Source organism: Mesorhizobium sp. W067 (assembly GCF_054719525.1).
Map to the genome: position 1 here is coordinate 4,818,924 of NZ_JBTTII010000001.1, position 17,952 is coordinate 4,836,875.

The 17,952-nt window shown below is 64.6% G+C and carries 20 protein-coding genes; 6 read left to right on the forward strand and 14 right to left on the reverse strand.

The window, feature by feature from the left end:
• Window positions 1-8 precede the first annotated feature (8 nt).
• The 7 genes from dapB to ACYG97_RS23555 all read right to left on the reverse strand — a co-directional run bounded on the left by dapB (window position 9) and on the right by ACYG97_RS23555 (window position 8,019).
• Entirely contained in the window at window positions 9-830 is an 822-nt protein-coding gene (gene dapB / locus ACYG97_RS23525; RefSeq protein ID WP_023687567.1) for a 4-hydroxy-tetrahydrodipicolinate reductase, read from the reverse strand.
• Window positions 827-2,686 (reverse strand): ABC transporter ATP-binding protein, encoded by a 1,860-nt coding sequence (locus tag ACYG97_RS23530; RefSeq protein WP_023687566.1) that lies wholly within the window; start codon window positions 2,684-2,686, stop codon window positions 827-829. Before ACYG97_RS23530 ends, dapB begins: the two co-directional genes overlap by 4 nt.
• 278 nt (window positions 2,687-2,964) lie before the next feature.
• Complete coding sequence (locus ACYG97_RS23535; protein WP_023687565.1) at window positions 2,965-3,984, reverse strand: glucokinase; 1,020 nt, start codon at window positions 3,982-3,984, stop codon at window positions 2,965-2,967.
• Window positions 3,985-4,136: 152 nt separating this feature from the next.
• Window positions 4,137-5,219, reverse strand: coding sequence for a penicillin-insensitive murein endopeptidase (mepA, locus tag ACYG97_RS23540; protein ID WP_373420153.1), 1,083 nt, complete (start codon window positions 5,217-5,219; stop codon window positions 4,137-4,139).
• Window positions 5,220-5,265: 46 nt separating this feature from the next.
• Complete coding sequence (locus ACYG97_RS23545; protein ID WP_023687563.1) at window positions 5,266-6,195, reverse strand: SDR family oxidoreductase; 930 nt, start codon at window positions 6,193-6,195, stop codon at window positions 5,266-5,268.
• A complete protein-coding gene (gene queG, locus ACYG97_RS23550; protein ID WP_023732812.1) occupies window positions 6,192-7,346 on the reverse strand; it encodes a tRNA epoxyqueuosine(34) reductase QueG in 1,155 nt (384 codons plus the stop codon). The genes ACYG97_RS23545 and queG overlap by 4 nt, the downstream gene beginning before the upstream one ends.
• Window positions 7,327-8,019, reverse strand: a complete 693-nt coding sequence (locus ACYG97_RS23555; protein WP_023732811.1) for a glutathione S-transferase family protein — start codon at window positions 8,017-8,019, stop codon at window positions 7,327-7,329. Before ACYG97_RS23555 ends, queG begins: the two co-directional genes overlap by 20 nt.
• Before the next feature lie 169 nt (window positions 8,020-8,188).
• Between ACYG97_RS23555 and ACYG97_RS23560 the strand changes: the two genes are divergently transcribed.
• Window positions 8,189-8,995, forward strand: coding sequence for an undecaprenyl-diphosphate phosphatase (locus tag ACYG97_RS23560; protein ID WP_023732810.1), 807 nt, complete (start codon window positions 8,189-8,191; stop codon window positions 8,993-8,995).
• Window positions 8,996-9,098: 103 nt separating this feature from the next.
• On the opposite strand, the gene ACYG97_RS23565 is transcribed toward ACYG97_RS23560, so the two are convergent.
• Window positions 9,099-9,476: a YraN family protein gene (locus tag ACYG97_RS23565; protein WP_023732809.1), complete on the reverse strand. Its 378-nt coding sequence runs from the start codon at window positions 9,474-9,476 to the stop codon at window positions 9,099-9,101.
• Entirely contained in the window at window positions 9,469-10,377 is a 909-nt protein-coding gene (rsmI, locus tag ACYG97_RS23570; protein WP_023732808.1) for a 16S rRNA (cytidine(1402)-2'-O)-methyltransferase, read from the reverse strand. The genes ACYG97_RS23565 and rsmI overlap by 8 nt, the downstream gene beginning before the upstream one ends.
• Window positions 10,378-10,549: 172 nt before the next feature.
• On the opposite strand from rsmI, the gene ACYG97_RS23575 reads away from it, so the two are divergent.
• Both ACYG97_RS23575 and ACYG97_RS23580 read left to right on the forward strand, forming a co-directional pair.
• Window positions 10,550-10,735: a hypothetical protein gene (locus tag ACYG97_RS23575; protein ID WP_023732807.1), complete on the forward strand. Its 186-nt coding sequence runs from the start codon at window positions 10,550-10,552 to the stop codon at window positions 10,733-10,735.
• A gap of 7 nt (window positions 10,736-10,742) precedes the next feature.
• Window positions 10,743-10,931, forward strand: coding sequence for a hypothetical protein (locus tag ACYG97_RS23580; RefSeq protein WP_023672058.1), 189 nt, complete (start codon window positions 10,743-10,745; stop codon window positions 10,929-10,931).
• A 22-nt stretch (window positions 10,932-10,953) separates the two neighbouring features.
• Here ACYG97_RS23580 and hemW read toward each other — a convergent pair whose 3' ends face one another.
• The 4 genes from hemW to rph all read right to left on the reverse strand — a co-directional run bounded on the left by hemW (window position 10,954) and on the right by rph (window position 14,075).
• A complete protein-coding gene (gene hemW, locus ACYG97_RS23585) occupies window positions 10,954-12,111 on the reverse strand; it encodes a radical SAM family heme chaperone HemW (protein ID WP_023672056.1) in 1,158 nt (385 codons plus the stop codon).
• Window positions 12,111-12,758 carry an RdgB/HAM1 family non-canonical purine NTP pyrophosphatase gene (gene rdgB, locus ACYG97_RS23590; RefSeq protein ID WP_023732806.1) on the reverse strand — a complete coding sequence of 216 codons (648 nt, stop codon included), beginning with the start codon at window positions 12,756-12,758 and terminating at the stop codon, window positions 12,111-12,113. The genes hemW and rdgB overlap by 1 nt, the downstream gene beginning before the upstream one ends.
• The gene (locus tag ACYG97_RS23595; protein WP_023732805.1) at window positions 12,758-13,168 is read right to left on the reverse strand and encodes a VOC family protein; all 411 of its coding nucleotides are present in this window, start codon (window positions 13,166-13,168) and stop codon (window positions 12,758-12,760) included. Before ACYG97_RS23595 ends, rdgB begins: the two co-directional genes overlap by 1 nt.
• 190 nt (window positions 13,169-13,358) lie before the next feature.
• Window positions 13,359-14,075, reverse strand: coding sequence for a ribonuclease PH (rph, locus tag ACYG97_RS23600; protein WP_023672052.1), 717 nt, complete (start codon window positions 14,073-14,075; stop codon window positions 13,359-13,361).
• A 148-nt stretch (window positions 14,076-14,223) separates the two neighbouring features.
• Here rph and hrcA point away from each other — a divergent pair, with 148 nt between their 5' ends.
• The 3 genes from hrcA (at window position 14,224) to ACYG97_RS23615 (ending at window position 17,002) form a co-directional block, all read left to right on the forward strand.
• Window positions 14,224-15,309, forward strand: coding sequence for a heat-inducible transcriptional repressor HrcA (gene hrcA / locus ACYG97_RS23605; RefSeq protein ID WP_023681233.1), 1,086 nt, complete (start codon window positions 14,224-14,226; stop codon window positions 15,307-15,309).
• Window positions 15,310-15,345: 36 nt separating this feature from the next.
• On the forward strand, window positions 15,346-15,546 hold the full coding sequence (locus ACYG97_RS23610) for a hypothetical protein (protein WP_023672050.1): 201 nt from the start codon (window positions 15,346-15,348) through the stop codon (window positions 15,544-15,546).
• A 106-nt stretch (window positions 15,547-15,652) separates the two neighbouring features.
• The gene (locus ACYG97_RS23615) at window positions 15,653-17,002 is read left to right on the forward strand and encodes a PQQ-dependent sugar dehydrogenase (RefSeq protein ID WP_023732804.1); all 1,350 of its coding nucleotides are present in this window, start codon (window positions 15,653-15,655) and stop codon (window positions 17,000-17,002) included.
• A 23-nt stretch (window positions 17,003-17,025) separates the two neighbouring features.
• Here ACYG97_RS23615 and ACYG97_RS23620 read toward each other — a convergent pair whose 3' ends face one another.
• A complete protein-coding gene (locus ACYG97_RS23620) occupies window positions 17,026-17,931 on the reverse strand; it encodes a hypothetical protein (protein WP_156937162.1) in 906 nt (301 codons plus the stop codon).
• Between the last annotated feature and the right edge of the window lie 21 nt (window positions 17,932-17,952).

Sequence of the window (17,952 nt, forward strand, 5' to 3'; positions counted from 1 at the left end):
TGGATGGTTTAGCTCAAGCCGAGCACGTCCCGCATGGAATAAAGTCCGGGCTTCTTGCCGCGCGCCCAGAGCGCGGCCTTGACCGCGCCGCGGGCAAAGATGGCGCGGTCCTCGGCATGGTGCGACAGCGTGATGCGCTCGCCGGTTCCGGCCAGGATGACGCTGTGGTCGCCGACCACCGAGCCGCCGCGCAAGCTGGCAAAGCCGATCGTTCCTGGCTTGCGCACGCCGGTATGGCCGTCGCGTGACCGCACATCGTTGCCGGCAAGGGAAATGCCGCGTCCCGCCGCCGCCGCTTCGCCGAGCAGCAAGGCGGTGCCCGACGGCGCGTCGACCTTGTGCTTGTGATGCATTTCGAGGATCTCGATGTCGAAATCCTCTGGACCGAGCGCGCGCGCGGCCTGCTCGACCAGCACCGCCAGAAGATTGACGCCGAGGCTCATATTGCCGGATTTGACGATCGTCGCGTGGCGCGCCGCGGCCTCGATCCTGGCGTCGTCTTCCGCCGAGCAGCCGGTGGTGCCGATGACATGGGCAATGCGTGCCTGCGCGGCATAGCCTGCGAATTCGACGGTGGCTGCCGGCATGGTGAAATCGAGCACGCCGTCGGCCTTGGCGAACACCGGCAGCGGATCGTCGCCGATCGTCACATTGATGATGCCGATGCCGGCAAGCTCGCCCGCATCCCTGCCGAGATAGGGCGATCCGGTTCGTTCGACCGCGCCGACGACGCGGGCGCCGGGGATCGAATGGATGGCGCGGATCAGCGTCTGGCCCATGCGGCCGGCCGCCCCCACCACCACCAGGCCCATTTCGCCGGATTCGCTCATGCTGTTCTCCCCACCGCCTTCTTGGCGCGGCTGCGCAGGACCGGAGTTTGGACGGGCTTCGAGTCGTCGACAAGCCCCAGTCCGTTCTTGCCTTGAATGCGGTGGAAGCGGGCGTAGACACTGTTTGGATCGGCCATCAGTGCGGCATGGGTGCCTTCCTCGACCAGGCGCCCCTCTTCAAGCACGATAATGTGGTCGGCGTTGACGACCGTCGACAGGCGATGCGCTATCACGATGGTGGTGCGCCCTTCCATCACATGGGTCAGCGCCTCCTGGACGCGCGCCTCGGCCTCGTTGTCGAGCGCCGAGGTCGCTTCGTCGAGCAAAAGGATCGGCGCGTTGCGCACGATCGCCCGCGCAATCGAGACGCGCTGGCGCTGGCCGCCGGAAAGTGTCGAGCCGCCCTCGCCGACGGGCGTGTCGTAGCCCTGCGGCTGCTGACGGATGAACTCGTCGGCCGCCGCCAGCACCGCCGCCCGCTCGATCTCGGCGTCGGTCGCCGAAAGTCGGCCAAAACGGATGTTGTCGCGTATGCTGCCTTCGAACAGATAGGGCGCCTGCGAGACATAGGCGATCGAGCCGCGCAGCGAGTGCTTGGTGACTTTGGAAATGTCCTGGCCATCGATCTCGATCGAACCCTTGTCGACATCGTAGAAGCGCTGCAGCAGCGCCACGAGCGTCGTCTTGCCGGCACCCGAGGCCCCGACCACCGCCGTAACCTTGCCGGCCGCGGCGGTGAAACTCAGGTTCCTGATCACCGGCATGTCGGCGCTGTAGCCGAACGTCACATTGTCGAAGCGAACCTCGCCGGTGGTGATCCTGGCTTCGACCGCGTCGGGCGCATCGCCCTGTTTAGGCTCCAGGTCGAGCAGCTCGTAAATCATCCGGGCGTTGACCAGGGCACGTTCCATACCGACCTGCGTACGAGCCAGGCGCCGTGCCGGATCGTAGGCCATGATCAGCGCGGTGATGAAGGAAAACACAGCGCCTGGTGGTTGTCCGAGCACCAGCGCCCGGTAGCCGGAATAGGCAAGGACGGAGGTAATGGCGAGACCGCCCAAAATCTCGGAAATCGGCGACAGCCGCTCCGCGACCCGGGCGATCTTGTTGTTACGCTGCTCGGCCGTATCGGCCATGATGCCGATCCGGCGCGCCAGCTCGGCTTCCAGGGTGAAGGCCTTGACGATGGCGATGCCTTGCGTGGCCTCCTGTACGGACCCGTTCAGCCGCGAGTTGATCAGCACCGATTCACGGTTGATGCGCCGCAATCGGCGGGTGATGTAGACGACGGCCCAGATCAGCGGCGGCCCGATCAGCAGCGAGCTGAGCGACAACACCGGATCCTGGTAGATCATGACGCCAACGAGGGCGATCAGCGAGACCGCGTCGCGGCTGATGGAGGTCAGCGTCAGCGACAGCAGATCGCGAACGCCGCCGACATTCTCGTTGACCTGTGCCGCCAGCCGACCGGAACGCGTATCGTTGAAGAAGTCGACGCCGAGCTTCATCAGATGGTCGAAGCTGCGCTTCTGGTAGCGGGCGACCAGATTGTTGCCGATCTTGGCCAACGCGACCGCCTGGCCGTAACCGGCGAAGCCGCGCAGCACGGAGGCGGCCATGAACCCGGCGCAGATCCAGACGATCATGTCGCCGCGTCGTTCGTAGAAGATCTCGTTGATCATCGGGGCCATGATCCACGCCGTGAAGGCGGTGGTGGCGGAAACAATCAGCAGGCAGCCGATGGCAACGACATAGGTCCAGCGATATTCACTACCGTTTTCGGCCAGGATGCGGCGCAGCACCGCAGTGACCTCAGCTGGCTGGACTTTCAGTTTGAGTGGACTTTGAGCGGTCAAATCGCGGGCGCTTCGTGGTTTGCTAGAGCATGATGCCGAAAAGTGTGAAGCGGTTTTCGGACGACATCATGCTCTATCTCTTTGATTTAGAGCCGGATGATTTCAGGTCGATTCGATCTGAAATCAACCGGCATCTAGGGATGCCAGGCTGGAATTCGGCCCCCTCTTAGCGCCCCGGCTACGGCTTGCCTATGGCGAAACTTCGTCGCGGCTCGAGGTCAGGGTCACGAAAGCGGCAGCCATTTCCAGGAACAGACCCATGTTCGGGACGAAATGGATTACGTGCGCCAGCGCCGCCCCGCGGTCTGGACGCCGAACAGCGACGGGTTGCGGGCATAGGCGGCAAGGCCCAGAAGCGCTGCCAGCGGGTGGATGATGACATAGACCGGCATCGAGGCCATCAGCGCGCTGTGCGGCGCTTTGTCCTCGAAGGCGGCACGGAAACTGCCTTCCTTCAGTGCCGGAACGATCTTTTGCGCGATGCCGCCGGTCAAAAACACGCCGCCGCGGCTCATGAACACCAGCGCGAGGTCGCCGGCGGTGCGGCCGAGGCAGGTGACGAACAGCGCCAGCGCTTCCTCGGCAACCGGGTCGGTCTTGGCCAGCGCCGCCCCGGTGATTTCGGCCGGCGTGGTGAACGGCGCCGGCTTGCCGTCGGCCTTGGCGACCGCCCGGTAGACATTGACCAGACCGCGCCCGCACAGGATCTGCTCGCCCGAAATGCGGCCGTCCAGCTTTTCGATATGCGGGAACACCTCGAAATCGCGCGGCGTCCGCGGACCGATATCCATATGGCCGCCTTCGCCAGGCACCGGGATCCAGTGGTGGAGGGCATGAACCAACCCGGCGACGCCGAGGCCGGTGCCGGGGCCGAGCACGACGCGTCCGGCATTCTCCTCCGGCGTGCCGCCGCCGATCTTTTCCATATGCTCTTCGCCGAGCGCCACGACGGCCAGCGCCTGCGCCTCGAAATCGTTGAGCACGACGATGTCGCCCAGGCCCAGATTGGCAAACATCTGCTTCGGCTTCACCACCCAGGGACAGTTGGTAAGCGGGATCTCGTCGCCATCGACTGGTCCGGCGATCGCCAGCACTGCCGAATTCGGCCGGATGGACGATCGGTCGAGCACCGCCGCCTGGATCGCCTCGTCTATGGTGGCGAAATTGGCGGTTTGCACGATATGCGGCTCACCGGCTTCCGAATTTGCGTCGAGCACGATCGAAAAGCGCGCATTGGTGCCGCCGATGTCGCCGATCAGCACTGGAAACCGCAACGCGGTGTCGTCGTCGCCTGACATGCTCTTGCTCGTCCCCTTTGCGGCGCCGTTGCGACCGTTTCAATCGCCCGGTTTTTCAATCGCCCGGTGTTCAATCGCCCGGTGTTCAATCGCCCGGTGTTCAATCGATTGACTAGCGCATGGCCCCGGAAAGGGAAAGCGTCAGTTCGCCATCACTGTCCGACGTTTGCCGGCGGCCGTCGCCTTGGCAGGGGAATGCCGATCTCCGGCGTGGCGGTGAAGGCGTTGGCTGCGTTTGGCAAGCCGCCCGCATTGCCCGCAATAGGCGGAGGCGCGTCGGGTTCCGGCGCCCTGGCGGCGATCGGCACGCCGCCGCCGCGATAGGTGACGGCTTCCGCCGAGTCCGCGTCGGGCTGGTCGAGCACGAACTGGCATTGTTTCGGCAGGTTCGCCATCGTCATCAGGTCGCGCGCCTTGGGCGCGTCCGGGTTCTTGTTGGGGCGCCACGGCTCCTCGGTAAACCACCAGGCCAGCGGCTTGCCGCAGCCGTCATCGTCGGGCGTCGCTTCCTGTCCCTTGCAGTTGGGCGAACCCGGCTGGCAGCCGATGCGGATGTGGAAATGATAGTCATGGCCCCAGAACGGCCGGATTTTTCTCAGCCAGGTACGGTCGCCGGTGACGGTGTCGCACAGCTTCTTCTTGATGCCTGGATTGACCAGGATGCGCTCGACTTCCGGATAGCTCGCGGCGCGCTTCAACAGCTTGGTATGTATCGGCTTCCACAGCCTGTCCTTCACCAGATGCGTCTTGTCGTCGACCATCAGCGTGGCGCTGATGTTTTCGCGCTCCTGGGTCGTAAGCTTGCGGTCGGGCATCGGCGTCAGCCAGATGTCGGCGTCGAGGCCGATCTGGTGCGAGGCGTGCCCGGTCAGCATCGGGCCGCCGCGCGGCTGCGAAATGTCGCCGATCAGAAGCCCCGGCCAGCCGTCGGCGGCGGCATCGCGCGACAGCTTCTCGATCAGCGCAATCATCGTTGGATGACCCCAGCGCCGGTTGCGCGAGGGACGCATCACCTCCCAGTTCTGGCCGTCCATCGGAATGGCGACGCCGCCGGTGAAGCAGCCCTTTGAATAGAAGCCGAAGGATTGCGCCGCAGCCACCGCCGGCAGCTTCTTGGCGCCGAACAGGTCTTTTGCCCGTGGCTCGGCCGTGATTGCGCCCGCCACCAGCCCGGCCAGCGCCACGATCGCCAGCGCCGCCGTCAGGAACGGCCGTCTGCCGGTCAAGGATCGCATCGAAATCGTCATGAACCCCACTGCAAAAGTCCGCAACACAATCGAATCATATCACCCTCGGGCTCGCGTTTCGATTATCTACCTTCATCGGGCTGCGCGGCTCGCCGTCGCGCCAGCTGCCGTCGGCCCACATCCGATCGAACGCCTGGCGGTAGTCCGGATAGCGGAACCGGTAGCCCGCTGCCTTGATCGCGGCGTTGGCGACGCGCTTGTTCTCGCCATAGAAGGACCGCGCCATGGGCGAAAGTTGGGCGGTCTCGAAAGGAATCTCCGGCGGCGGCTCGACGCCCATCAGCGAAGCGGCATAGGTGACGACATCCTGCGGCGGCGCCGGCTCGTCATCGGTGATGTTGAAAATGCCGCCTCTATTGCCACCGATGAGGTGCCAGAGCGCGCCGGCGATGTCGTCGCAATGGATGCGGTTGAACACCTGGTCGGGCTTGACCAGCCGCCTGGCCGTGCCGTTTTCCAGATTGACCAGCGCGTTGCGACCCGGCCCGTAAATGCCGGAAAGCCGCAGGATGGCCACCGGCTTGCCGGTCTCGAGTCCAAGCTGCAGCCAGCCCCGCTCGGCCGCCACTCGCATCGACGAGCGTTTCGACACCGGCCGGCATTCGGCCGTTTCATCGACCCAGGCACCGTCATAATTGCCATAGACGCCGACGGTCGAGAGATAGCCGATCCAGCGAAGCGCCGGCATCGCCTCGATCGCCTTGCGCGCGGCGAGAAGCACAGGGTCGCCGGCCTCCTCCGGTGCCACCGAGACGACGAGATGGGTGGTCTTTTCCAGCGCATCGCCGATTTCAGGGGTTAGGGCGCCGTCGAACAGCAGCGGCGCGATGCCGACCTGCCGCAGCGCGTCGAATTTTTCCGATGAGCGCGTGGTGCCGAAGATCGTAATCGCCTCCGCATTGGCCCGTGCAAAGGCTTTGCCCGAATAGCCGGCGCCGAAGATAAAAACCTGTTTTTCGCTCATGCATGCGCCTCGATTGGCAATGCGGACAGCCATTCGTCCTGCACTGTAGTGTCGGTTTCGGTTTTCAAGTAGACCGCCGCCTGCCCGTTGAATTCGGCGGCCGTCACCAGCCGCGCCAGCGCCCAGATCGCCGCGCCGCGCACCAGCGGCGAGGCATCGCCAAGCAGATCGCGCACCGGGCCGGCCAGCGAAACATCGCCGGAATTGCCGGCGGCGGTCAGCACATTGCGGACAAAGCGGTCGCGGCCGATGCGCTTGATCGGCGAGCCGGAGAAAAAGGTCCGGAACGCCGTGTCGTCCAGCTGCAACAGTTCCGCCAGCGGCGGTTCGCGCAGTTCATCGCGCGCGGCGAGCTTGGCCTCCGAGGCGGCGCGGGCGAACTTGTTCCACGGGCAGGCGGCGAGACAATCGTCGCAGCCATAGATGCGGTTGCCGATCTTTTCGCGGAATTCTTGCGGGATCGGCCCCTTGTTCTCGATGGTCAGGTAGGAGATGCAGCGCCTGGCATCGAGCCGATAGGGCGCCGGAAAGGCATCGGTCGGGCAGGCGTCGAGACAGGCGCGGCAGGAACCGCAATGGTCTACCTCGGTCGAATCTGGCGTGAGCTCCGCCGTGGTGAAGATGGTGCCGAGAAACAGCCAGGAGCCGTGCTCGCGGCTGACCAGATTGGTGTGCTTGCCTTGCCAGCCGAGCCCGGCGGCCTCAGCCAGCGGCTTTTCCATCACGGGCGCCGTATCGACGAAAACCTTCACGTCGCCGCCGGCCCGCGCGACGATCTTGCCGGCGATCTCCTTCAGCCGGCCCTTCATCACCTCGTGATAGTCGCGGTTTTGCGCATAGACCGAGATCGCGCCGAGATCGCGCCTTGCCTGCAGCGCACGCGGATCGTGGTCGGGGCCGTAATTCATCGCCAGCACGATGATCGAGCGCACGTCGGGCCACAGCGTCGAGGGTTCGCTGCGGCGCTCGAGCGTCTCGGCGATCCACGCCATCGAGCCGTGAAACCCGTCGGCAACGAATTCGGCCAGCCTTCCCGGCGCCAGTGGGATCGCGTTGGGAGAAGTGACCGCAACGGCATCGAAGCCGGCGCGCCGCGCCTCGGCGTCGATCAACGCGCGCAGGGTTTGGCTTTTAGAAGTCGAGGTCCGCATAATGCGACACCGGCGACAGGCCGCGCACCCGGTCGGAGAGCAGCGGCCTGAACGAGGGCCGCGATTTCACCCGCGTGTACCATTCGCGCGCCGCGGCATGCTCGCGCCAGTCGATCTCGCCGAGATAATCCAGCACCGACAGCGTCGCCGCGGCCGCGAGATCGGCATAGGTTACCTTGCTGCCGGCCAGCCAGTGGCGGGTGCCCGCCAGCCAATTGGTGTATTTCATATGCTGGCGGATATTGGCGCGCGCGGCACGGATCGCCGCCGAATCGGGGGAACCGCCGCCAGACGTTTCCGGCATCACCGGCTTCAGAACGCGCTCGCGCACCAGATGCCGGGTGACTTCGCCTTCGGCCTTGTTGAGATACCAGTCGGTGAGACGGCGGATTTCGGCGCGCTGCATAGGGTCTTCGGCAAACAGCCTTTTGTCGCGCTTCAGGACACCGCGCGTCTCGTCGAGATATTCGGCGATCACCATGGCGCCGACGATCGGCACGTCGCCTTCGGCAAGCAGGATCGGCAAGGTTCCGGCGGGGTTCAGCGCCAGAAACTCCTTGCGCCGCGTCCACGGCTTTTCCTCGATCAGCGCCAGCTCCTCGCCATATTCGCCGAAGGCGAGGCGAACGAAGCGGCAGGTGGCGAACATCGGGTGATGGAAAAGCGTCAGCATGATTCCGCGATATTAAGGCGCACTGGCGAATCGCCGTCCGCACCGGTAAGTCTTGGCGGCCCGTCATGCGGCCGTCACGGTGCTGCGACCTATAGGGGGACTTCCGCGCCGTGACAAGCAAGCCCTTTTGCCAGCCGTTTCCTTCAGTCCCTTGAATGCCGAGGTTGCCATGGATAGCCACACCATCGTCGAAGCCCTGCTGCTCGGCCTGCTGGAGGGGCTGACAGAGTTCATTCCGGTGTCCTCGACCGGCCACATCCTGCTCGCCGGCCATTTTCTCGGCTTCCATTCGACCGGCAAGGCCTTTGAGATCCTGATCCAGCTTGGCGCCATCCTGGCGATCCTCAGCGTCTATTTCCGCCGCCTGTGGCAGATGCTGCTTGACCTGCCGCATGACCGGCTGACGCGGCATTTCGTCATCGGCATCCTGATCGCCTTCCTGCCGGCGGCCATCATCGGCGCGCTGGCGCATGATTTCATCAAGACGGTGCTGTTCGAATCGCCGCGGCTGATCTGCATCATGCTGATCATCGGCGGCGTCATCCTGCTGGTGGTGGATCGCATGAAGCTTCAGCCGATCTACCGTGACGTCGAGCGCTTCCCCACCCGTCTTTACCTGCAGATCGGCCTGTTCCAGTGCCTGTCGCTGATCCCCGGCACGTCGCGCTCCGGCTCGACCATCGTCGGCGCGCTGCTTCTGGGCGTCGACAAGCGCGCGGCGGCGGAATTCTCCTTCTTCCTCGCCATCCCGACCATGGTCGGCGCCTTCGCCTTCGACCTGTTCAAGAACCGCAACGTCTTGACCACGGCCGACCTGCCGATCATCGCCATCGGCTTCGTCGCCGCCTTCCTCACCGCGCTGATCGTGGTCCGCTTCCTGCTCGATTACGTCTCGCGCAACGGCTACTCGCTGTTCGGCTGGTGGCGCCTGGTGGTGGGGGTTGTGGGGTTGGTGGCGTTGATGATTTGGGGGTGAGGAGTGGTCCGCGTAGCGGACGGAAAGCCAATTGCTTGGCTTTCCGAACGACGAACGCCCTGAGCCAGCGAAGGGCGAGCAATGCTTGTCAGTAAGCCGCCCCTCAACCCCTCCCGTAAAACGCATTCTCGACATGCACCGGCCAGCGCCAGGGCAGCACCGCCACCAAATCGAAACGCATCGACAGCTTTCCATAATCCGGCTGGCGCGACAGCCAGATGTCGGCGGCGCCCTCGATGCGGCGTTCCGATTCGTGGCCGATCGCCTCCATCGCTTCCATCAGCGTGCGCCGCGCCTTGACCTCGACGAACAAAACCAGGTCGCCGCGCCTGGCGATCAGGTCGATCTCACCGAAGCGCGTGCGATGGCGACGTGCGAGTATCCGGTAGCCCTTCAGCATCAGCGCCGCCGCCGCCAGCCACTCGCCGCGATGGCCGCGCCGATAGGCTTTTTGGCGGCTGGCGCTTGGGCGCTCAGCCACCTTCGCCTTCTCCAGCGGCGTCTCTGAGCTCCAGCAGCCGCCGGTACAGCGCCTGTTTCTGTCCGCCGGTCATTTTCGCCGCCTCCGCCGCTGCCTTCGACGCCGGCATTTCGGCAGCCAGCGACAGTAGAAGCCGGTCGATATCGGCGGGTTGGTCGGCCTTGACCTCGGCCGGACCGACGCAGAGGACGATCTCGCCTTTCGGCGTATCGGCCGCCGCATAGTGGTCGGCCAGCCCCTGCAACGTTCCGGTGCGCATCTCCTCGAAAGTCTTGGTCAGCTCGCGGCCGATGGCCGCCTTGCGCTCACCACCCAGCGCCTCGACCATCGCGACCAGCGTATCGGCCAGCCGGCGTGGCGATTCGAAGAAGATCAGCGTTGCTGGTACCCCCTTGAAGGTCTCCAGCTTGGTCAGTCGCTGCCCTGATTTCACCGGCAGAAAGCCGGCGAACAGGAAGGCGTCGGACGGCAGGCCCGACGCCGTCAGCGCCGCCAGTGGCGCCGATGGGCCGGGGATCGGCACGACGCGCAGGCCGCGCTCCAGCGCTTCGCCGACCAGACGGTAGCCGGGGTCGGAGATCAGCGGCGTGCCGGCATCCGAAATCAGCGCCACGCTCTGCCCGGCCTCGAGTGCCGCGATCAGCTTCGGCCCGGCCTCGCCGGCATTGTGCTCGTGATAAGCAGTGGTGCGCCGCCGGATGCCGTAGCGGTCGAGCAGCACGCGCGAGACGCGGGTGTCCTCGCAGGCGACGATGTCGGCGGCGGCAAGCGTTTCCAGCGCGCGCAGCGTGATGTCGGAGAGATTGCCGATCGGCGTCGCCACCAGATACAGCGCCGGCGCCAGCGGCCGGACTGCGATCTCGGTCTGCCCGATCACATAGCTGCGTTTCTCGCCGGTCACCGGGTCTCTCCATTTCGCCCTGTTTGGCATGGCGCGCGCCGGGTTGCAAAACTCCCGAACGTCGGGCCAAACCTGACGCCGATGTAACCCGGCGGCCATGTCTTTGCCACAGTGGGGAACGAAAGCGTGGCTGGCGGATTGAATACCTGAGTCTCTTGAGGAGGAGGACAGGATGGACAGCCTGGAATTGCAGGATGTTTTCGAGCCCTACTATGCCGGGCGCAACCGCGTGCCCGCGCCAAAGGGCAAGCGTGCGCTCGCCGAGAGCGACACCGGCCTGACCAGTCGGGCGGCCACCGCCTTGCCGACGAGTGTCAGGCTTTCGGACAACAAACCGGACAGCACGACGGAGCACTGACCGTACGATGCCCAATCGTTTCGATATCTTCATCACCCGTCTTGAAACGAAGAGCGCCCGCGAAGGCGCGCCGCCGCATCCGATGAACGACCAGAACAGCGTCCGCCGGGACAAGAGCGACGCCAAGCCGGCCCGGACCGGAGAGGCGCATGCCGAGAAACACCGCGGCAAGCGCCGCTTCAAGCACGACGCTTGACGAAGCACGTTTTTCAAAGGCGTTATCGCGCCAAATCCGCCACCACGGCATCGAGCACGATCATGCCGGCTGGCGTGGCGCGTAGCCTGGCATTGCCGATCGGCGCCACCAGCCCCTCATCCTGCAGCACGGTCAACCGGGCGCTCGACAAGCCGCGCCCGGAAAACGCCTCGTAGCGGGAAAGGTCGATGCCTTCGGCCAACCTCAGCCCCATCAGCAGGAACTCGTCGGCTTCTTCGGAGCGCGTCAGGATCTCGCCGCCGGTGACGCCATGGCCCCTGGCCTCCACCAGATTGGCCCAGGTCTCCGGCATCCGCTCGGCGATCGTCACAACACGGTGGCCGTTCTCGATAAAGCGGCCATGCGCGCCCGGTCCGACGCCGACATATTCGCCATAACGCCAATAGGTCAGATTGTGCCGGCTCTCGGCGCCCGGCCTGGCGTGGTTGGAAATCTCATAGGCCGGCAGGCCATGCGCCGCGGTGACCTCCTGAGTCAGCGCATAGAGATCGGCGGCCCGGTCATTATCGGGGATGATGAATTTCTTCGCCGCATGAAGGGCATGGAACGGCGTGCCTTCCTCGATGGTCAGCTGGTAGAGCGACAGATGGTCGGCGGCATGGCCGATCGCCTGTTCGAGCTCCGCCTGCCAGTCGTCCAGCGTCTGGCCGGGGCGGGCGTAGATCAGGTCGAAGGAGAGTCTTGGGAATATGTCCCGTGCCAGGCCAATTGCATGCAGCGCCTCGTCGACATTGTGCAGCCGGCCGAGAAAGCGCAGATCCTTGTCGTTCAGCGCCTGCACGCCGAGCGACACACGGTTGACGCCGGCGGCGCGGTAGCCGCGAAAGCGCTCGGCCTCGACCGAGGACGGATTGGCTTCCAGCGTCACCTCGATGCCGTCGGGCACCGTCCAGTTCTTCGCCACGGCGTCCAGCACCGCCGCCACCGTTTGCGGCTGCATCAGCGACGGCGTGCCGCCGCCGAGAAAGATGCTGGTCACTTCGCGCGGCCCGGTCCGCTCGCTCATGGTCTTCAGCTCGGTCTCGAAGGCGCGGGCAAAGCGCTCCTGGTCGACCGGCTGGTGACGGACATGGCTGTTGAAGTCGCAATACGGGCATTTGGCCGCGCAGAACGGCCAATGGATGTAGACGCCGAAGCCCGGGCTGCGGTCCAGCGACATTAAGCTGAGCCTAACCTGGCGCGGGCGAATTTCTGGAAGGCGCGGGCGCGGTGCGACAGCGCCGTCGGCTGGCCGGGCTTCCAGCCGTGTTTTTCCTCAGCGCTCATCTCGCCGAACGTCTTTTCGAAACCGTCCGGCAAAAACACCGGGTCGTAGCCGAAGCCGAGTTCGCCGCGCGGCGGCCACACCAGCGTTCCCTCAGCTTCGCCGCGATAATATTCAGCCTCGCCATTGGGGAAGGCCAGACAGATGACGGCGACGAACCGCCCCTTGCGCTGCGCTGGCTCGGCGGCGCCGACCTCCTGCAAGGCCACTTCGGTGCGCTGCATGGCCATCCCGAAGTCGCGGCTGCCGTCGGGAGCTTCGGCCCAATTGGCGGTGTAGACGCCGGGGGCGCCGTCGAGCGCGTCGACGCACAGGCCCGAATCGTCCGACAGCGCCGGCAGGCCGGTCGCCTTAGCCGCGGCGAAGGCCTTGATGTAGGCGTTTTCCTCGAAGGTGGTGCCGGTCTCCTCCGGTTCCGGCAGGCCGTAGTCCTTGGCCGACTTCGCCGCGAAGCCGAACGGACCCATCAAGTCGGCGAATTCGCGCAGCTTGCCTTCATTGTGGCTGGCAACGACGATCTTCTTTCCATCGAGAGAATGCATCAAAGGCCCCAGATCCTTGGCTCGGCGAATTCGATCGAATTGCCCGAGGGGTCGCGTATGTAGATCGAGCGCCCGCCCTGCGGCCATTCGAATTCGCTTTCGATGGCGATGTTTTTCGCCTCAAGTTGCGCCTTCCACTGTGCGAGTTCATCCGCACTTGCGGCAAAGCAGAGATGGCCCCCGCCGACCGTGCCATGCGGCGGCACTTTCAGCCGCGCATCCGGCGCCGGGGGGATTTTGGTGGCTTCGGCATTGAAGACCAGCAGCACGCCCGGGCCGCAGCGGAAGAAGAGATGGCGGCCGTCGACCTTGCCGAGGAGAGGGAGGCCGAGGACGTTGGAGTAGAAGGCTTCGGCAGCGGCGAGATCCGTGACGTAAAGCGCTGACTCAAGAATAGCGGAGGGTTGCATCAGGCACCCCCCTCTGCCCTGCCGGGCATCCCCCCCGCAAGGGGGGAGATTGGCAGTTCCGCTGGCGGCGTCTCAACGTTGATGGTTGGCGAAAACGGTAGCGACCTCTGATCTCCCCCCTTGCGGGGGAGATGGCCGGCAGGCCAGAGGGGGGTGTGAAGGATCGCCGACGTCATCACGTTAAATTCAATCAGGCCACAGCCATCTGCTGCAAGCTCACCAGCCGCTGAATGCCCTTCTTTGCCAGGCCCATCAGCTCCGCGAACTGCCCTTCCGAGAACGGCTCGCCCTCGGCGGTGCCCTGGATCTCGACGATGCCGCCCTTGCCGGTCATGACGAAATTGGCGTCGGTGCCGGCAGATGAATCCTCGATATAGTCGAGGTCGATGACCGGCTGGCCGTCATGGATGCCGCAGGAAATTGCCGCGACATGGTCTTTCAGCACCTTGGCAACGCTGGCCATCTGCCGCGCTTCCATCCAGCGCAGGCAATCGTAAAGCGCCACCCAGCCGCCGGTGATCGACGCCGTGCGGGTGCCGCCATCGGCCTGGATGACGTCGCAGTCGACGGTGATCTGCTGTTCGCCCAGCGCCTGCAGGTCGACAACGGCGCGCAAGGAGCGGCCGATCAGCCGCTGGATTTCCAGCGTGCGGCCGCCTTGCTTGCCGGCCGAAGCTTCACGGCGCATGCGCTCGCCGGTCGAACGCGGCAGCATGCCGTATTCCGCCGTCACCCAGCCCTTGCCGGAATTGCGCATCCAGCCCGGCACCTTTTCCTCCAGGCTCGCCGTGCACAACACATGAGTGTCGCCGAATTTCACCAGGCACGAGCCTTCGGCGTGTTTGGAGACGCCGCGCTCGAAGGAGATGGCGCGCATTTCGTCGGCTTGGCGTTTGGAAGGGCGCATCGAGGCCTCTTTCTGTTCTTTTATGGTTTCGTCGGCGGCTTGTAGACGCATGCAGCCCATGGCGCAAAGGAAAAGGCCCCCATACAGACGCCGGGTTGCGCGGGGGCGAGGGAAGTCTATATCCTTGGGCCGGAGGTTTTTGGCTCGAATGACCAAGGCAGTCACCGAACCCAGTCTGCTGGCGCCCGCGCTGCAATCGCTCGACATGCGTTCGCGCGACATTTTTAGGCGCATCGTCGAATCCTATCTGAAGGACGGTGAGCCTGTGGGATCGCGCAGCCTGTCGCGCATCCTGCCGTCGTCGCTGTCGCCGGCCACCATCCGCAATGTGATGAGCGACCTCGAACATCTCGGCCTGATCTATGCCCCGCACATCTCGGCCGGGCGCCTGCCGACCCAGACCGGCCTGCGCTTCTTCGTCGATGCCTTCATGGAGCTTGGCGATCTCTCCGACGAGGAACGCCGGGTCATCGAGGCGCAGGTGCGCGCCTCCGGCTCGGGCGCGACGCTGGAACACATGCTGACCGAGGCCAGCCAGATGCTGTCGGGCATGTCGCGCGGCGCCGGCCTGGTGCTCGCCACCAAGAACGAGGTGGCGCTGAAGCACATCGAGTTCATCCAACTCGAGCCGACCAAGGCGCTGGCGGTGATGGTGTCGCAGAATGGCGATGTCGAGAACCGCGTCGTCGACCTGCCGGCCGGCATCACCGTCTCGCAGCTGCACGAGGCCTCCAACTTCCTCAACGCCCATATCAGGGGCCGCACGCTCGCCGAGGCGCGCATCGAGATCGCCCGCATCAAGGACGAGACCAGGGCAGCGCTGGACACGCTGTCGCAGGATCTGGTCGAGAAAGGCCTGGCGGTGTGGGCCGGCGCCGATAGCGGCCTGCCGGCGCGCCTTATCGTGCGCGGCCGCGCCAATTTGCTCGAAAACGTCACCGCCCAGGCCGATATCGAATTGCTGCGCCACCTGTTCGAGGATCTGGAGACGCAGGACGGGCTGATCCAGCTGCTTGACCTCGCCGAGGACGGCCCCGGCGTGCGGATCTTCATCGGCTCGGAAAACAAGCTGTTCTCGCTCTCCGGCTCGTCGCTGGTCGTGGCGCCTTACCGCGACAAGGACGCCCGCGTCGTCGGCGCGCTCGGCGTCATCGGCCCGACCAGGCTGAATTATGCCCGCATCGTGCCTATGGTCGACTACACTGCGCAATTGATTACCCGGATGTTAAGATAATTCCGAAGCCGGGATCACCGTAAAGGAGGGCGCAGAATGGCGCTTGAATCGTTCAAGGCCCAGATCAGCATGCTGCTCGAAGAAATGGTCAACCAGCCGGAGGACGAGCACGAAATCCAGGAGCAGCTGCGCGAAAAACTGCGCGAAATGCGCGCCATGGGCTTGCCGCTGCCGGAAGATCTCGTCGCATTGGAAAAGCGTCTCGACGACGATCTGGACGTCGAAGAGGAAAGTTGAGCGGTTCTCTCGTCGAATCTGCGCGCGCACGCTTCTCTTTTGCGGCGGCCGCACAATATCTCCCTTGTCGTGACGCGCCGACCGGCGCGAGTTCGAGGAGAACAGCATGATCCGGATTGCCGGCTTCGCAGGCCTTGCCCTGCTTCTGGCCACCAGCGCCTTCGCCCAGCAGGCTGATCAACTGCTGCTGACCGGCAAGGACGCTTTCGGCGACTGGAAGGCCGACAAGCCAGGTGTGCGCCGGCTGATTAGGCCGGATGATCTGAAAAGACCCAACATCACCGAATCCGCCTCCAACAGCGCCGGCCTTGGCGATCGGCCCGAGGGCGCGAAGCCCGTCCTGCTGCCTGGGTTTTCGGCCGAACTGGTTGCTTCCGGCATTTCCAATCCGCGGGTCGTGCGCGTGGCGCCGAACGGCGACCTGTTCGTCGCCGACAGTGACGCCAACCAGATCCGCGTCTATCGGCTGGCCAAGGGTAGCGCGAAGCCGGCCGAAGAGGGCATTTTTGCCGACAATCTCAACCAGCCCTATGGCATCGCCTTCTACCCGCCTGGCGACAAGCCGCAATGGGTCTACGTCGCCAACAACGACAGCGTGGTCCGCTACGCCTATCGCGACGGCGACCTTAAAGCCTCCGGCGAACCGGAGACGATTGTCTCCGACATCCCTACCGGCGGCCACTGGACCCGCGATATCGCCTTCTCGCCGGACGGGAAGACGCTGTATCTCTCGGTCGGCTCCGGATCGAACGTCGCGGAGGGCATGCAGAAGGCACCGAAGGGCGGCCTTGACGCCTGGGCAAAATCACAGCCACTCGGCGCCACCTGGGGTTCCGAGGATGGCCGTGCCGACGTGCTGGCCTTCGGCCCCGACGGCAAGAATGGCCGCATCCTCGCTACCGGCCTGCGCAATTGTTCGGGCATGACCGTGCAACCGGCCACCGGCGCGCTGTGGTGTGTCGTCAACGAGCGCGACGGTCTCGGCGACGATGTGCCGTTCGAATATGCCACCTCAGTCAAGGACGGCGCCTTCTATGGCTGGCCCTGGTATTATATCGGCGCCAACGAGGACCCGCGTCACGAGGGCGCGCGCCCAGACCTCGCCGGCTCGGTCACCGTGCCCGACGTGCTGATGCAGGCGCATTCGGCGCCGCTCAACATCGCCTTCTATGACGGCGGCAATTTCCCGGCAGAGTACAAGGATGACGCCTTCGTCGCCCTGCACGGCTCCTGGAACCGTGGTATGAGGACCGGCTACAAGGTGGTGCGGCTGAGATTCAGCGACGGCAAGCCGACCGGCGAGTACCAGGATTTCATCACCGGCTTCGTCCTCTCCGACGACGCCGTCTGGGGCCGGCCGGTCGGCGTCGCGGTGGCCAAGGACGGCGCGCTTATCGTCACCGAGGATGGCAACGGCACCATCTGGCGCATCACCCATGTCGACGGCCCGTCCTGAGCCGGCGAACTGCGCAACCGGCCCTAATGTACGTCCCGATGGATCACCTTGGGATAGGTATGGATCACCTCGGCCGATGAGACACGGTCATCGAAACCGGTATCCCTGAGATTGAAGAGGCCGACCGAGCCGAAGGACTTCTTCGCCCCTTGCGCGAAGCGGCCGTCGCTGAAATCGTGTTCGTAAAGCGTCACCGTGACGTGGCCGGCATTGAGCTTCGGCACGTAAACACTGCTGATGGTGTCGTTGGCGAGGCCAAGCTGGTTGACGTTGAAGCGATAGAGGTCCTGCACCATGCGCCGGGCCGCATTGCCATTGATCATCCAGTATTCGCGGCGCGAAGCGCGGTTCGGGTCGATGAGTTTGAGCGGCGCCTTGCGGCCAAGCCCGAGCCAGTGCTCGAACACCATCACATTGGCGCCCCACGGATAGGGATAGTTGGATTTGTCGATGATGCGTGGCGGGCCATCCTCGGCAATCTCGGCGGTATCGACATAGTCCAGCCATTGCAGCTGGAACGACGCTTCCACGTTGAGGTCGGTATTGCGCGGATCGGCAGCGATGATGCGCCAGTCGGAGACCGGCGGATATTTGGTGTCGAGGTCGATGTAGAATTCGCCTTTGGCGGTGTCGTCGGGGTCTATCTTTTGCGGTCCGTCACGCTCGATCGCCACCAGCCGCACCTTGAAGGGGTTGTTGACGACCAGCGGATAGATCATCGGACGAATGGGGTGAGCGCCAGGGTTTCGGCTGTCGGTAAAATATCCAGTCTGCGGAACGACATCGCTATCGCCCTTGTCGAACAGGCTGAAAGCCTGACGCCCCTCGAACCACAGATACCATTCCAGCTCGTGGACGTGACCGCGTGCTTCGGAATAGTTGTTGGGCATCCACTTCATGAGCTGGATGTGAAGTCTTTTGGCTAACATGGGTGCTCCTGCCGTTCGGAG

What these genes read in the sequence shown, in the direction of transcription:
- dapB (WP_023687567.1), bottom strand. Translation starts at nt 830, where the DNA reads ATGAGCGAATCCGGCGAAATGGGCCTGGTGGTGGTGGGGGCGGCCGGC.
- ACYG97_RS23535 (WP_023687565.1), bottom strand. Translation starts at nt 3,984, where the DNA reads ATGTCAGGCGACGACGACACCGCGTTGCGGTTTCCAGTGCTGATCGGC.
- mepA (WP_373420153.1), bottom strand. Translation starts at nt 5,219, where the DNA reads ATGCGATCCTTGACCGGCAGACGGCCGTTCCTGACGGCGGCGCTGGCG.
- ACYG97_RS23545 (WP_023687563.1), bottom strand. Translation starts at nt 6,195, where the DNA reads ATGAGCGAAAAACAGGTTTTTATCTTCGGCGCCGGCTATTCGGGCAAA.
- queG (WP_023732812.1), bottom strand. Translation starts at nt 7,346, where the DNA reads ATGCGGACCTCGACTTCTAAAAGCCAAACCCTGCGCGCGTTGATCGAC.
- ACYG97_RS23555 (WP_023732811.1), bottom strand. Translation starts at nt 8,019, where the DNA reads ATGCTGACGCTTTTCCATCACCCGATGTTCGCCACCTGCCGCTTCGTT.
- ACYG97_RS23560 (WP_023732810.1), top strand. Translation starts at nt 8,189, where the DNA reads ATGGATAGCCACACCATCGTCGAAGCCCTGCTGCTCGGCCTGCTGGAG.
- ACYG97_RS23575 (WP_023732807.1), top strand. Translation starts at nt 10,550, where the DNA reads ATGGACAGCCTGGAATTGCAGGATGTTTTCGAGCCCTACTATGCCGGG.
- ACYG97_RS23580 (WP_023672058.1), top strand. Translation starts at nt 10,743, where the DNA reads ATGCCCAATCGTTTCGATATCTTCATCACCCGTCTTGAAACGAAGAGC.
- hemW (WP_023672056.1), bottom strand. Translation starts at nt 12,111, where the DNA reads ATGTCGCTGGACCGCAGCCCGGGCTTCGGCGTCTACATCCATTGGCCG.
- rdgB (WP_023732806.1), bottom strand. Translation starts at nt 12,758, where the DNA reads ATGCATTCTCTCGATGGAAAGAAGATCGTCGTTGCCAGCCACAATGAA.
- ACYG97_RS23595 (WP_023732805.1), bottom strand. Translation starts at nt 13,168, where the DNA reads ATGCAACCCTCCGCTATTCTTGAGTCAGCGCTTTACGTCACGGATCTC.
- rph (WP_023672052.1), bottom strand. Translation starts at nt 14,075, where the DNA reads ATGCGCCCTTCCAAACGCCAAGCCGACGAAATGCGCGCCATCTCCTTC.
- hrcA (WP_023681233.1), top strand. Translation starts at nt 14,224, where the DNA reads ATGACCAAGGCAGTCACCGAACCCAGTCTGCTGGCGCCCGCGCTGCAA.
- ACYG97_RS23610 (WP_023672050.1), top strand. Translation starts at nt 15,346, where the DNA reads ATGGCGCTTGAATCGTTCAAGGCCCAGATCAGCATGCTGCTCGAAGAA.
- ACYG97_RS23615 (WP_023732804.1), top strand. Translation starts at nt 15,653, where the DNA reads ATGATCCGGATTGCCGGCTTCGCAGGCCTTGCCCTGCTTCTGGCCACC.
- ACYG97_RS23620 (WP_156937162.1), bottom strand. Translation starts at nt 17,931, where the DNA reads ATGTTAGCCAAAAGACTTCACATCCAGCTCATGAAGTGGATGCCCAAC.